The 14,345-nt window shown below is 43.5% G+C and carries 12 protein-coding genes and 1 pseudogene; 9 read left to right on the top strand and 4 right to left on the bottom strand.

The window, feature by feature from the left end; genetic code table 11:
* Positions 1 to 7: 7 nt before the first annotated feature.
* The 4 genes from feoB to Xbud_RS07060 all read right to left on the bottom strand — a co-directional run bounded on the left by feoB (position 8) and on the right by Xbud_RS07060 (position 6,161).
* Complete coding sequence (gene feoB / locus Xbud_RS07075) at positions 8 to 2,335, bottom strand: Fe(2+) transporter permease subunit FeoB (RefSeq protein ID WP_099135496.1); 2,328 nt, start codon at positions 2,333 to 2,335, stop codon at positions 8 to 10.
* Between the two features lie 64 nt (positions 2,336 to 2,399).
* On the bottom strand, positions 2,400 to 2,630 hold the full coding sequence (gene feoA / locus Xbud_RS07070) for a ferrous iron transporter A (RefSeq protein WP_038261750.1): 231 nt from the start codon (positions 2,628 to 2,630) through the stop codon (positions 2,400 to 2,402).
* A gap of 316 nt (positions 2,631 to 2,946) precedes the next feature.
* Positions 2,947 to 3,471, bottom strand: a complete 525-nt coding sequence (locus tag Xbud_RS07065; RefSeq protein ID WP_099135403.1) for a hypothetical protein — start codon at positions 3,469 to 3,471, stop codon at positions 2,947 to 2,949.
* Between the two features lie 341 nt (positions 3,472 to 3,812).
* Positions 3,813 to 6,161, bottom strand: coding sequence for a Tex family protein (locus Xbud_RS07060; protein ID WP_099135402.1), 2,349 nt, complete (start codon positions 6,159 to 6,161; stop codon positions 3,813 to 3,815).
* 399 nt (positions 6,162 to 6,560) lie between these two features.
* Between Xbud_RS07060 and greB the strand changes: the two genes are divergently transcribed.
* From greB to phoU, 9 genes and pseudogenes are all read left to right on the top strand, one after another.
* Positions 6,561 to 7,046, top strand: coding sequence for a transcription elongation factor GreB (greB, locus tag Xbud_RS07055; RefSeq protein WP_099135401.1), 486 nt, complete (start codon positions 6,561 to 6,563; stop codon positions 7,044 to 7,046).
* Between the two features lie 171 nt (positions 7,047 to 7,217).
* Positions 7,218 to 7,946: an osmolarity response regulator transcription factor OmpR gene (ompR, locus tag Xbud_RS07050; RefSeq protein ID WP_099135400.1), complete on the top strand. Its 729-nt coding sequence runs from the start codon at positions 7,218 to 7,220 to the stop codon at positions 7,944 to 7,946.
* A gap of 62 nt (positions 7,947 to 8,008) precedes the next feature.
* Complete coding sequence (locus Xbud_RS07045; protein ID WP_099135399.1) at positions 8,009 to 9,127, top strand: ATP-binding protein; 1,119 nt, start codon at positions 8,009 to 8,011, stop codon at positions 9,125 to 9,127.
* Between the two features lie 49 nt (positions 9,128 to 9,176).
* Positions 9,177 to 9,377: pseudogene (locus Xbud_RS07040) on the top strand (IS1 family transposase); the annotation flags it as partial.
* A 314-nt stretch (positions 9,378 to 9,691) separates the two neighbouring features.
* The gene (gene pstS, locus Xbud_RS07035; protein ID WP_099135398.1) at positions 9,692 to 10,735 is read left to right on the top strand and encodes a phosphate ABC transporter substrate-binding protein PstS; all 1,044 of its coding nucleotides are present in this window, start codon (positions 9,692 to 9,694) and stop codon (positions 10,733 to 10,735) included.
* Between the two features lie 122 nt (positions 10,736 to 10,857).
* On the top strand, positions 10,858 to 11,808 hold the full coding sequence (gene pstC, locus Xbud_RS07030; RefSeq protein ID WP_099135495.1) for a phosphate ABC transporter permease PstC: 951 nt from the start codon (positions 10,858 to 10,860) through the stop codon (positions 11,806 to 11,808).
* A gap of 1 nt (position 11,809) precedes the next feature.
* The gene (gene pstA, locus Xbud_RS07025) at positions 11,810 to 12,670 is read left to right on the top strand and encodes a phosphate ABC transporter permease PstA (RefSeq protein ID WP_244589874.1); all 861 of its coding nucleotides are present in this window, start codon (positions 11,810 to 11,812) and stop codon (positions 12,668 to 12,670) included.
* 35 nt (positions 12,671 to 12,705) lie between these two features.
* Complete coding sequence (gene pstB, locus Xbud_RS07020) at positions 12,706 to 13,482, top strand: phosphate ABC transporter ATP-binding protein PstB (RefSeq protein WP_038261735.1); 777 nt, start codon at positions 12,706 to 12,708, stop codon at positions 13,480 to 13,482.
* 27 nt (positions 13,483 to 13,509) lie between these two features.
* Positions 13,510 to 14,226 carry a phosphate signaling complex protein PhoU gene (phoU, locus tag Xbud_RS07015; protein WP_047681600.1) on the top strand — a complete coding sequence of 239 codons (717 nt, stop codon included), beginning with the start codon at positions 13,510 to 13,512 and terminating at the stop codon, positions 14,224 to 14,226.
* Positions 14,227 to 14,345 lie beyond the last annotated feature (119 nt).

The raw sequence follows: 14,345 nt of genomic DNA, 5'->3' as shown, positions 1-14,345 counted from the left end.
ATGGCTCCTAGTGACAGCTACCGCCGGAACATTCGCAGCTCCGGTCTTTGGTACTATGGTCTTGGGTACTATTGAGTGCAATTGTGACTTTGCTGCGTGCGCGACGTAAACCGATAAGGACGAATATATTAAACAGAATGACAGCCAAAATAGTGAGCAAGCTGCTTTGCGGATGTGCAGAAAACGTCGCGACCTGATAGAACAGTGCAGCCAGAGAATAGGCGACGTTTAATCCCCATAGAATGGAAAAAGTCATCCAGCCACGGCTGGTCTCACGGGCAATAGCTCCCATGACAGAAACGCAGGGAACGTATAACAGAACAAAAATCAGGTAACTATAGGCTGCGATAGTTGAACCAAATTTAACGCTCATCACTCCCATAGAGCTACTGTCCATATCGCCATCGCCTTTGCTGGCCTCAATAGGGTTAGACAGAGCGCTGAGAGTCAATGCCTCTTTCAGACTATCCCATGTTTCTGTCACTGAACCTTTCAGTTCATCCAGTAAATTGAATTCATCCGGATTGAATGGCTGTTTAGTGATATTTTCAGCGGTATAAAGCGTATTCAGTGTACCGACAACGACCTCTTTTGCCATTGCTCCCGTGATCAGGCCGACGGTTGCCTGCCAGTTATCAGTATGTACACCGATAGGCTGAAGGATCGGAGTGATGACTTTACTGACTGATGCCAGAGCAGATTCGTTGATATTGTCTACGGTCTTGCCAGAGAAAGAAAAACTATTGAGAGCGCCGATAAGCATACTGGCGGCGACAATCACTTTACCCGCACGGATCACAAATCCTTTCAGACGTTGCCAGGTCTGGATTAGCAGGGTCTTGGCATGGGGAACATGGTATACCGGCAGCTCCATGACAAAAGGTGATGCTTCTCCACGCATTATGGTGAATTTAAGCAGCAAGCCTGTCAGGATAGCAACGACAATACCGAGGATATACAGAGAAAAGACGATACTTGCGCCATGTTTATTAAAGAAGGCTGCGGCGAAGACGGCGAAAATAGCCAACCGAGCACCACAGGACATAAATGGTGCCATCATGATAGTAATCAGTCTTTCGCGTGGCGCATCCAGCGTTCTGGAACCCATCACGGCAGGGACGTTACAACCAAAGCCGACAATCAATGGGACGAAGGATTTACCCGGCAATCCCAAGGACTGCATCAATCTGTCCATCACAAATGCTGCCCGAGCCATATAGCCAGAGTCTTCAAGGAAAGAAAGAAACAGGTACATCATGCCGATCTGCGGAACCAATGGCAGCATGGTATTGATACCACCACCGATGCCCTGCGCAAGGAAAATAGTCAGCCAGCCGGGGAAGTGGAGTGTATGGCCGAGCCACTGCATACCATCTATAAAAATAGTAGAAGAAGCACCATCAAAGATGGGTTGTAAGGCACCACCAATATTAATCGCCAGTACGAACATGAGGTACATGACAAACAGAAAGATAGGTACACCCAGCCAGCGATTGAGGATAATTCTATCCATCGTCTGAGTCAGTTTATTGGGAATTGCGGAGTGGATATCAGTGACTGCCATACACAGTGCGTTAATCGTTTGATAGCGGGCATCAGCAATAATAAGCTCCGGCTCTTCAATTTGTTGTTGTTGCAGGCGAGTTTTACTTTCAGTCAGTTGCTCCTGAGTCAGCCCCGAACGTGCAAAACTGTAAATATCTCCTTCCAGTACCTGTAAGCTGAGCCAACGACGTTGTTGTGGATTGAATTTCTCTGAGATCTGGCCGACAAGGAGATCGACTTCCTGCCATAAAGTTTTAGGGTAATCAACCAACACTGGCCGAAGAGTTTGTTGATATTGGTCAATAGCATCTTTCAGAGCTTCTATCCCTGTAGAACGGGTAGAAATGAGCGGAATTACCGGACAGCCAAGGTGCTGTTTCAGTGTCGCGATATCAATGTTGATATGTTGGCTTTTGGCGATGTCCAACATATTCAGGGCAACAATACAGGGAATACCAAGCTCGATAAGTTGCAGCGAAAGATAGAGATTGCGTTCCAGATTCGAAGCATCAATAACGTTGATAAACATATCGGCTTCACTACTCAGTATATAGTGGCAGGCAATTTGTTCGTCAATCGAAGTTTGTTCAGAAATGGTAGTAAGAGAATAAGTACCGGGAAGGTCTACAAGGTCTATTTGATGGTTTTGGGTGGAAAAATGCCCGGTCTTACGTTCAACCGTAACCCCAGACCAGTTGCCGACTCGTTGTCGGGAGCCTGTAAGTTGGTTAAATAAAGTGGTTTTCCCAGAGTTGGGATTACCGATCAAACCTATAGTTAATTGCTTCATCATATTTTTTTACTGCTCAGGAATATTGCACGTCATTACATTCAGCCTGGACTGAACTTAGACTTCATTCTGCTGGATTTACTGCTAATGTGAGGAATGCTAAGTCTTTTTTACGGAGGATAAGATTAACTCTGCGTGTTTCTATTTGAATAGGATCGCCCAAGGGGGCTACCCGGATGACCTGAAATGTGGAGCCGGGCAACATTCCCAGAGACAATAACTTCTGTCTGTATGCTGGATTTATCTGCGGAAAGAATCCCAGAATTTTATAGCTTTGATTTGGAGTCAATAACATATAACACTCCGTTAAAATTAGAAAGGTAGTGATTATGAGAATTATTATCCTCAATAAAGTAAAATTCACAAGAAAAAAGTACATTAATTATTTTGAATTAAAGTACTAATGAGAATAATATGCAATACCAATACTATGTGTCTATCACGAATGATGATGGAATAAATTGATATTAATCAGATTAATGGTGATTTTATTGAAATTAAAGTTATGTAAAGAATGTATAAGGGGAGCTAATAACAAGCTCCAATAAGAAATGGAGCTTGTTGATATTTATTTTTTATATGAATTTTTTAAATGTATTTTGTTTTATTCATTAATTTTTTGGTGGATGAAGCAGGTCACTTAATGGCACCGGAACACGGGCATCATCCTGGTGGTCACTCCAAAGTGTTGAGTCATATACCCACCATGCTTCAATTTTCAATTCGTAGAAACGGCGTATCGCATTACCATAATAATCAGTGATAGGGCGGGATTTTTTCTTTCTGATATTCTCATCTGGATAAGTTTTCAGGAAGAAGTAGTCATATGTTTCTTGTAATTCGTCGTCGGGGACTTGATAAGCATGGCCAATAAATTGAGAGCCTGCGAGTATCAGCGTTGAGTCCGGCATGGTGATGCTGCTGTATATTGTACCGCTGACACAAGGGTTCATGCACAGCTCCTGAGAGTGTCGGGTATCTTGTTTTGAGTACCAAATTAAACTTAATGGATTGTATTTAGGAATATAAAAGAGCGTTGATGACCAAACTGATTCTGCGTCTGGATCGTTAGTGGCAAGGTTGAAAAATCTTATATTGCTGAGTAAGTCAAAACTGCTTTGGACATATTTATTCATAAATTATTCCTTAACAATTTAAATTTTTGCTATGTTTTTAATTTTATTAAATAAATTACCATTATTATGGTATGTGTTATTATGAAATATATTTATTATTAAATATATTGCGGGATGAATTATACGAGTTATTAATGAGGGACGTCAGCCGTTATCACTTATTTAAATTTATTACATTACCAATAAAAAAATCATCATAACGAAGGTTATGTTTTTTTATGTATATGATTGAGAAATATTTTCAGAAATAGAAATAAGATTACATTAATTAAAATTCGTCTTATCTACCAGAATAAACTGACCCTTTCGGGCCAGTTCAGGAAATGATTTATAGAAAGAAATTAACGTTTTTTATCAAAGGCGGCGGCCAATGCATCACTCATGATATTGTTGGTCAATGGTGCAGAGTTTGATGAACGGAAGTTATGGCGACCTTTGCCATTTTTGCTGCGTTCATTGCTGTTATGTTCATGGCGATTGCCTCCCTGAGTGTTGCCACGGCGAGCTGGTGCTTCACCTGGTTGTTCATCAAGGCGCATCGTTAGTGCAATACGTTTACGGTTCAGGTCAACATCCATCACTTTGACTTTCACGATATCACCTGTTTTCACGATGGTGTGTGGATCTTCCACAAAGCGATCGGATAGGGAAGAAATGTGCACTAATCCATCCTGATGCACGCCAATGTCAACGAAAGCACCGAAGTTGGTGACATTGGTGACAGTGCCTTCCAGAATCATACCTGCTTGCAGGTCATTCATTGTTTCAACACCGTCGGCGAAAGTGGCTGTTTTGAACTCAGGGCGTGGATCACGACCGGGTTTTTCCAACTCTTTCAGGATATCGGTTACTGTCGGAATACCGAATTTTTCAGTTGTGAAATCCTGAGCCTTCAAACTGCGCAGAGCGGCTGGGTTGCCCATCAGTTCCGGCAAAGTCTGTTCTGTTATTGTCAGAATTTTTTCAACGACCGGATAGGCTTCAGGGTGAACGGTGGAAGCATCCAGCGGGTTATCGCCCTGATTAATACGCAGGAAGCCCGCACATTGCAGGAAGGATTTTGGCCCAAGGCGTTGAACTTTCAACAATTCTCCACGGTTGTTGAAACGACCATTCTCATCACGCCAATTCACGATATTCTGGGCGACAGAGTGAGTCAGGCCGGCTACACGGGTCAGTAAGGAAACTGATGCAGTATTCAGATCGACACCAACACTGTTTACACAGTCCTCAACGACTGTATCCAGTTTTTTGGCAAGTAGGGTTTGGCTGACATCGTGCTGATACTGACCGACACCAATGGATTTAGGATCGATTTTCACCAGTTCTGCCAGGGGATCTTGCAAACGGCGGGCGATGGAGACAGCACCACGCAGCGAAACATCTAAATTAGGGAATTCTTGCGCGGCTAGCTCTGAAGCGGAGTAAACAGATGCGCCCGCTTCGCTGACCACGACTTTTTGCGCAGTGACGTCAGGATACTGTTTCTGAACATTAGCAAAGAAGCGTTCTGTTTCACGGGATGCAGTACCATTACCAATAGCTACCAGATCAACATTGTGTTTGGTACATAGGGCTGCAATGGCTGCCGCTGCTTTATTTTCCTGGCCAGTATGTGGGTAAATGGTATCCGTAGCGAGCAGTTTGCCTGTCGCATCTACGACCGCAACTTTTACTCCTGTGCGGAGACCCGGATCTAATCCCATTGTGGAATGCATACCCGCAGGTGCTGCCATCAACAGATCGTTCAGGTTACGGGCGAAAACGTTGATCGCTTCATTTTCAGCTTTTTCGCGCAGCGTCCCCATCAGTTCGGTTTCCATATGCAACAGCACCTTAATGCGCCATGTCCAGTTCACGACAGCCTTGCGCCAATTATCAGCTGGTGCGTTATTCAGGCGCAGGTTCAAATGCTCTGTGATGATCTGTTCGCAATAACTTTCCTTAGGTGCTTCTTCAAATTGAGGATCAGCATTCAGGGACAGTTGCAGGATACCTTCATTGCGTCCGCGGAACATGGCAAGGGCGCGGTGGGATGGTACAAAGGCGATGGCTTCATGGTAATCAAAGTAATCGCTGAATTTGGCACCTTCTTCCTCTTTACCTTCAACAACTTTGGCAACCAGATGTGCATTTTTCCACAAGTATTCACGTATTTTCACCAACAAAGAGGCATCTTCAGAAAAACGTTCCATCAGGATATAGCGGGCACCATCCAATGCGGCTTTGGTATCTGCAACGCCTTTGTCAGCGTTAACATAAGCAGTTGCAGCCGATTCCGGTTCTTGCTGTGAGTCTTGCCATAGCAGATCTGCCAATGGTTCTAGCCCTGCCTCAATGGCAATCTGCCCACGGGTACGGCGCTTAGGTTTATAGGGCAGATAGAGGTCTTCCAGTTCGGTTTTGCTCAGAGTGGTATTAATGGCTTCAGCCAGTTCATCCGTTAATTTTCCCTGTTCTTCAATAGATTTCAGGATAGTCTGGCGACGGTTTGACAGTTCGCGTAGATAACCAAGGCGGTTTTCAAGCTGGCGAAGCTGTGTATCATCCAGACCACCAGTGGCCTCTTTACGGTAACGGGCAACAAAGGGAACAGTATTTCCTTCATCAAGTAAGGTAATGGCTGCTAGGACTTGTTGTGGTTGAGCCTGTAGCTCACCAGCAATGATTCGACTTAAAGATTCATTCATGGTCTGTTTTCTTCAACTTTCTCAGCGCCTGTAGATATCAGCAGACAGGGCCAAATTTATCTGATCTACCCTTCATTCAAATTGCTTTTTGCTGGCAGCAACTTGAAATCCATTAAGTATAGATCCTGACAGGGTTCAAACTTGACTCCATTATATACGTATAGAGCGAGATAATTTCCAGTTTATACTCTGCGTCTTTCAAGTTGCCTGTTTTATTGGTGGTATTTACCCGTTTGGTTGCCTCCGGTTGTTCGGCTGTTACTTGTTGTTGTGATACAACTCGAAATCTATCAGGTATAGCACAATATTTCTGTCAGGTTGCGACAGAATTCATCGAATATCTGTACGGTTAAGATATAGTACTGCGCCATTAATCATATTTTCTCAAGTGGGATTTTCATGGGCAAAAGTAACTACATTACCCGAGAAGGCTGGCAGGCGCTTGATCAGGAACTGAAGTATCTCTGGAAAATTGAGCGCCCAAAAGTCACTCAAGCTGTGTCTGATGCAGCCGCGTTGGGGGATCGTTCAGAAAATGCAGAATATATTTATGGTAAAAAAAGGTTAAGGGAAATTGACCGTCGTGTGCGTTTTTTATCCAAAAGATTGGATGTTCTGCAAATTGTGGATGCTGATCCGCGGCAGGAAGGAAAAGTTTTTTTTGGAGCCTGGGTTAAAGTCGAAAACGAAAACGCCGAAGAATATATTTTTCGCTTAGTGGGGCCGGATGAATTTGACCCTGCCAAAAAATGGATTTCAATTGATTCACCTGTGGCAAGGGCGCTGCTTGGTAAGCAGGTCGATGATGAAATTACCGTCATGACACCTAATGGTAAGGCGGTTTACTGGATATTGGAAATTAGTTACCAGCCATTGGAAGCATAAAAATTAGGTGTAAGTGGAAACAAGAAAACAAGGATGAGAAACAGAAACATAAGCAATTATTGCCAATATTATAAATATTCCTAGAATACATGACTTTAGTGTCTTTTAGAGCATGGGTTTTCTGTGAGAATAATGGATATTGCGAGCATGGAACATCTTGGGAGCTGAAAAATGCAAGAGAGTTATAAAATCCTTGTTGTTGATGATGATATGCGTTTGCGCGTATTGCTTGAGCGCTATTTATCGGAGCAGGGTTTTCAAGTTCGTTGTGTTGCAAATGCAGAGCAGATGGATCGCTTGTTGACCAGAGAATCTATTCAATTAATTGTACTGGATTTAATGTTGCCGGGCGAAGATGGATTATCTATTTGTCGAAGATTGAGAAGTCAGCATAACCCGATCCCCATCATTATGATCTCCGCGAAAGGGGAAGAAGTTGACCGGATTGTTGGCCTGGAAATCGGTGCAGATGATTACCTTGCAAAGCCTTTTAACCCGCGAGAACTATTGGCACGTATCCGTGCTGTCCTGCGCCGTCACTCTAATGAATTATCTGGCGCTTCGACACCGGATAACGCGATAGTGACCTTTGGTAAGTTTAAGCTGGATCTTGGGACTCGTGAAATGTTTCATAAAGATGAGCAGTTGTCCCTGACCAGTGGTGAATTCTCTGTATTGAAAGCATTGGTATCTCATCCCCGCGAACCTTTATCACGGGATAAGCTGATGAGTCTGGCACGAGGCAGAGAGTATGGTGCTATGGAGCGTTCCATTGATGTGCAGGTTTCCCGTTTACGTCGTTTGATTGAAGAAGATCCCACCCATCCCCGTTATATCCAGACTGTTTGGGGACTGGGATATGTTTTTGTTCCTGATGGTAGTAAAGGCGTAAGTTGTTGAGTATAAAACAATAAGTAGAAAGACATATATAAATTGTAGTAAAGCATAATTGGAAGTAAAGCATGAAAAAACTCAGGCTCCTACTGCATGGTGTATTCCCCCGTGTCGTGTATTGGATGTTGGCAATGCTGTTGGGTAGCCTGATGGTCAGTTATCTGGCTGCTTATCTACTATTATTAGTACTGGCAAAATTATCAGTATTGGAAAAAATATCATTTATCAGCGTGTTACCGTATGTCTTTATCAGTGTGTTGATGACAGTACTGTCTGTTTCTACGGTATTGGGTTTTTACCTGCGTGCCCAAAAACAGCCTTTAACCGCCATACAGAAAGCAATAATAAAGATGGGAAAAGGGAAAGTCGTTACGGCATTACCTGAATCGGGAGCACCTGCCATACAGTCGGTTATCCGGGCATTTAATCAAATGTCGATGAGGATTAAATCGTTGGAGGATGAGCGTGTCATTTTTATGGCAGGCATAAGCCATGACTTACGTACTCCACTGACTCGTATACGGTTAGCGATCGAATTGATTGGTGGAGAAGATGATTTCCTGTGTGAGTCGATTAATCGTGATATTGAAGAGTGCAACGCAATCATTAATCAATTCATCGATTATCAGCGGTCTGGGCTGGATACCTCAATAGTTCGCTGTGAATTAAACCAACTTATTGAGGACGTGATTGGCGCAGAAAAAGGAGTAATGGCAGAGAAGGCGAGTACAGAAAATAATAGTACCGGAAAAAATATCGAAGATAACCTGTCCGCCGCTCCTGTTTTCATTATGGCTAATCCACTTTCAGTTAAACGTGTTTTGGCGAATATGTTCACCAATGCCCATCGTTATGGCAACGGCTGGATCCGCATCAGTAGTGGAGCCACTGAACAATTTGGCTGGTTTCAAATAGAAGATAATGGGACAGGTATAACACAAGAAGAAGCAGCGACTTTGTTTCAGCCTTTCATGCAGGGAAAACAGAGTTACAGTAATAAACTCCATCATCATAATAGTGGAGTCGGCTTGGGGCTTGCTATTATCCGCCGCATCATCAACCAACATCACGGTTATCTTGACATGGGCAGAAGTGAGAGAGGTGGGTTATCCATTCGCGCCTATATTCCATTGGCGACCGAACCATTAGTTATGGAACCATCAGCCATAGATCAAGTCTGTTCATAATACGTGTAAGATGTTGGCATAGTGAAATAACGGCAACGGATTCTCCCTTGATGACTTGGAAATTGAACCAGAAAAACATTTGGTGGGAAAAATTTTTACCCAGCATATAGAGCGACGTAATCTGACTCTACGCATTCATATCAAACGATTAGCAAGAAGAACTATTTGTTATTCACGCTCAATAGAAATTCATGAAAAACTTATTGGTGCCTATATTGAAAAACATCATTATAACGCTTTGGAGTCATGACCTAAATCCGAAGCCAGTTCCCGTCAGCGTTTGAAAACATACGATGCCAATATTTTACACGTATTATGAACAGACCCGTAGATGACAAGTCATGACATTGAATTGATGAAATTCAGGCTATGGGATATGAGTATGAATGAGATAGTAGCGGGAATTTCTGAATGACTGTCATAAAAATGTCATAATTCATACATTTTACTGTCATTAAGTTGACTTATTTTTCCTTCCTGAACCATTTTTTACCTAAAAACTAGACTGTTGACGTTGTTGAAAGTTGTTTTTAATGAATGATGTGTATCTCAGCAGGAGGATGTATGAAATCAATGCGTATCACCGCGGCAGGTATCATGGCAACAGTATTTGCTATGACGTCTTTGTCTTCATTTGCTACAACTACCAGCTTGACGGGAGCTGGTGCGACATTCCCGGCACCGATATATACCAAGTGGGCAGATTCTTATCAAAAAGAGACTGGTAATAAAATCAATTATCAAGGTATTGGTTCTTCTGGTGGTGTAAAACAGATTATTGCCAACACGGTTGATTTTGGTGCATCAGATGCCCCACTTACTGATGACAAACTGGCTTCTGAAGGTTTATTCCAGTTTCCGACCGTGATTGGCGGTATTGTGCTGGCGGTGAACCTTCAGGGTATCAAGTCCGGCCAATTGGTATTAGATGGCAAGACTCTCGGTGACATCTATTTGGGAAACATCAAAAAATGGAATGATCCCGCCATTGCGAAATTGAATCCGAATCTCAAACTACCTGAGCAAAATATTGCAGTGGTTCGCCGTGCGGATGGCTCCGGTACTTCCTTTGTTTTCACCAGCTACCTGTCCAAAGTGAACAGCGACTGGAAAGCAAAAGTCGGGGCAGGTTCTACAGTGAAATGGCCGATCGGGCTGGGTGGTAAAGGCAATGATGGCATTGCGGCGTTCGTCCAGCGTCTGCCAGGCTCCATTGGTTATGTTGAATATGCTTATGCGAAACAGAATAACCTCGCTTATACCAAGTTGGTAGCCGCTGATGGAAAAGTTGTCGCTCCTACAGAAACTAATTTCAGTGCGGCAGCAAAAGGGGCGGACTGGAAAAAAAGTTTCGCACAGGATTTAACTAATCAGCCTGGTGAAAATGCGTGGCCGATCACTTCAACGACATTCATCCTAATCCATAAACAGCAGAAAAATGTCACACATGGGGCAGAAGTTCTGAAATTCTTTGACTGGGCTTATGAGAAGGGCGGCGAGCAAGCGAAGGCGCTGGATTATGCTGTGTTGCCAAAAGCCGTCATCGAACAGGTACGTGCAGCCTGGAAGAATGACATCAAAGATAAGCACGGCAATGCCTTGTATTAACAATTCGTTGTATTAGAGATTTGTTGTATTAGTGATGCTATTGAAGGGAAATAACCCAAATGGAAACTGAGCGCATGGCCGAACATAAAACTATACATAGGAAAACTATACATAGAAAAACCATGCATAAGACAGTACAGAAAGCACCAGGTAAGCACGGTGATATTATTTTCAGTACGCTGGTCAGGCTGGCGGCCCTGATGACGTTATTTTTGTTGGGAGGCATTATCATCTCGCTGCTCATTGCCGCCTGGCCGAGTATGCAGACGTTTGGTTTTGCCTTTCTATGGAATAAAGATTGGGATGCACCTGCGGGGGTTTTCGGCGCATTAGTACCGATTTATGGCACATTAGTGACCTCATTGATTGCTCTGATTATTGCCGTTCCGGTCAGTTTTGGTATCGCTCTGTTTTTGACAGAACTGGCACCAAATTGGTTGAAACGACCGCTTGGTGTGGCAATTGAGTTATTGGCGGCGATCCCTAGTATCGTTTATGGCATGTGGGGGCTATTTGTCTTTGCCCCGCTTTTTACTGCTTATTTCCAGCAACCTGTCGGTGATCTGTTGTCGAGTATTCCTGTCGTGGGAGAACTGTTTTCCGGCCCGGCTTTCGGCATTGGTATTCTGGCTGCGGGCATCATTCTTGCCATCATGATTATTCCCTATATCGCTTCTGTGATGCGCGATGTATTTGAACAAACTCCCGTTATGATGAAAGAGTCGGCTTATGGGATTGGCTGTACAACATGGGAAGTGATTTGGCATATCGTTCTGCCTTACACCAAAAATGGGGTAATCGGTGGTGTGATGTTGGGGCTGGGGCGTGCACTGGGAGAAACCATGGCAGTGACTTTTATTATCGGCAATACCTATCAACTGGATAGTTTCTCCCTCTATATGCCCGGAAACAGTATTACTTCGGCATTGGCAAATGAATTTGCCGAAGCAGAATCTGGTTTACATACTTCTGCATTGATGGAACTGGGGCTGATTTTATTTGTTATCACCTTTATTGTTCTTGCGTTATCAAAATTGATGATCATGCGTCTGTCCAGGAATGAGGGGCGTTGAAATGGTAAGAATTGATAAACGTCATAGGTTACAAGCCTGGCGACGTCGGAAAAATCATCTCGCCCTGTTTCTGTCTATGGCAACAATGGCGTTCGGTTTGTTCTGGCTGATTTGGATTTTAATCTCCACAATCACTAAAGGTATTGATGGTCTGTCTCTGGCGTTATTTACCGAAATGACGCCACCGCCCAACACAGAAGGAGGTGGGCTGGCAAACGCCATTGTCGGTAGTGGACTTTTGATCTTCTGGGCAACAGTATTCGGTACGCCATTGGGAATTATGGCGGGTATTTATCTTGCTGAGTATGGACGTCGTTCTCCGTTGGCTGAGGTGATCCGCTTTATTAATGATATCCTGCTTTCTGCCCCTTCTATTGTTGTAGGGCTGTTTGTTTACACGGTAGTTGTGACGAAAATGCAGCATTTCTCCGGTTGGGCAGGGGTAATCGCGCTGGCTCTGTTACAAATCCCAATTGTTATCCGCACAACGGAAAATATGTTGAAACTGGTGCCGGATAACCTGCGTGAAGCAGCTTATGCACTGGGAACACCGAAATGGAAAATGATCTCCGCCATTACGTTGAAAGCTTCAATATCGGGCATTATTACAGGTGTGTTACTGGCCATCGCCCGTATTGCAGGGGAAACCGCCCCGTTGTTATTCACTTCGCTTTCCAACCAGTTCTGGAGCACTAACCTCAGTCAGCCAATTGCCAATCTGCCTGTCACTATATTCAAATTTGCTATGAGTCCATTCTCAGACTGGCAACAACTGGCATGGGCCGGGGTTTTACTGATTACCTTATGTGTACTGTTGATTAATATTTTGGCGCGGTTGTTATTTGCCAAGAAAAAATTCTGATATTAGAGGTACTGATATTGAAGAGAGAAGCGTTGATGAGTAAAGCCAATGATGTTGCAGGAAGTAAGATTCAGGTACGTAATCTGAATTTCTATTACGGCAAATTCCATGCACTGAAAAATATCACGTTGGATATTGCACAGAATAAAGTCACTGCTTTCATTGGCCCGTCGGGATGTGGCAAATCAACATTACTGCGTACTTTTAACAAAATGTATGAACTGTATGGAGAACAGAAGGCAGAAGGCGAGATCTTGCTGGATGAAACGAATATTCTGACCGATAAACAGGATATTGCTTTGTTACGAGCCAAAGTAGGCATGGTTTTTCAGAAGCCGACGCCATTTCCGATGTCGATTTACGACAATATCGCTTTTGGCGTGCGTTTGTTTGAAAAACTCTCAAGGGCTGAGATGGATGAGCGAGTCCGGTGGGCGCTGACAAAAGCTGCATTGTGGAACGAAACTAAAGACAAGTTGCACCAGAGTGGTTACAGCTTGTCTGGAGGCCAGCAGCAGCGTTTGTGTATTGCCCGTGCTATCGCTATCCGCCCGGAAGTTTTGTTGTTGGATGAGCCTTGTTCTGCTCTCGATCCGATTTCTACAGGACGTATTGAGGAGCTGATTAGTGAATTGAAATCGGAATATACCGTAGTGATCGTCACACACAATATGCAGCAGGCGGCACGTTGTTCTGATTATACGGCTTTTATGTACCTCGGTGAGTTGATTGAGTTCAGTGACACTGACATCTTGTTCACCACACCGAAAATGAAGCAGACCGAAGATTATATTACTGGTCGTTATGGTTGATATGGGCAGATACGAGGTAGCGTAAAGATGGACAATCTGAATTTCGGCAAGCACATTTCTGGTCAGTTCAATGCTGAACTGGAACATATCCGTACTGAATTAATGGCAATGGGTGGATTGGTAGAAGAGCAGCTCAGTAAGGCGATTCTGGCAATGCACAATCAGGATAAACAGTTAGCTCAACAAGTCATTGAAGACGACCAGAAGGTCAACATGATGGAAGTGGCGATAGATGAAGCCTGTGTTCGTATCATTGCCAAACGCCAGCCTGCGGCAAGTGATCTGCGCCTGATAATGGTTATCTCAAAGACTATTGCTGAGTTGGAACGTATTGGTGATGTTGCGAATAAAATTTGTCAGACGGCGCTGGAGAAATTTTCTCATCAACAGCAGCCGTTGCTAGTCAGTCTGGAATCTTTGGGCTGGCATACCATTCGGATGTTGCATGATGTATTGGATGCTTTTGCCCGTATGGATTTGCAAGAAGCCATTCGTATCTATCGTGAAGATAAAAAAGTAGATCAGGAATATGAAGGTATTGTGCGCCAGTTAATGACTTATATGATGGAAGATCCACGTACTATTCCAAGCATCATGACCGCACTTTTATGTGCCCGTTCTATTGAGCGTATCGGCGATCGTTGTCAGAACATTTGTGAATTTATCTTCTATTACGTCAAAGGACAGGATTTTCGTCATGTTGGGGGTGATAAATTGGAAGAACTGCTTACTAAAGATGAATAATTTTTATGACTGAAATATGGGTATTCTCTTAAGTGCCGTTAAAGGCTTACTTAAAATATTATTTCAAAATGCTATAAATATAGAATTTTATATTATTTCAGGTGCTATGATGAAATTGA

Origin of the sequence: Xenorhabdus budapestensis (genome assembly GCF_002632465.1) — a bacterium.
Lineage (GTDB): Bacteria > Pseudomonadota > Gammaproteobacteria > Enterobacterales > Enterobacteriaceae > Xenorhabdus > Xenorhabdus budapestensis.
This window is presented reverse-complemented; position numbering and strand designations above follow the sequence as displayed.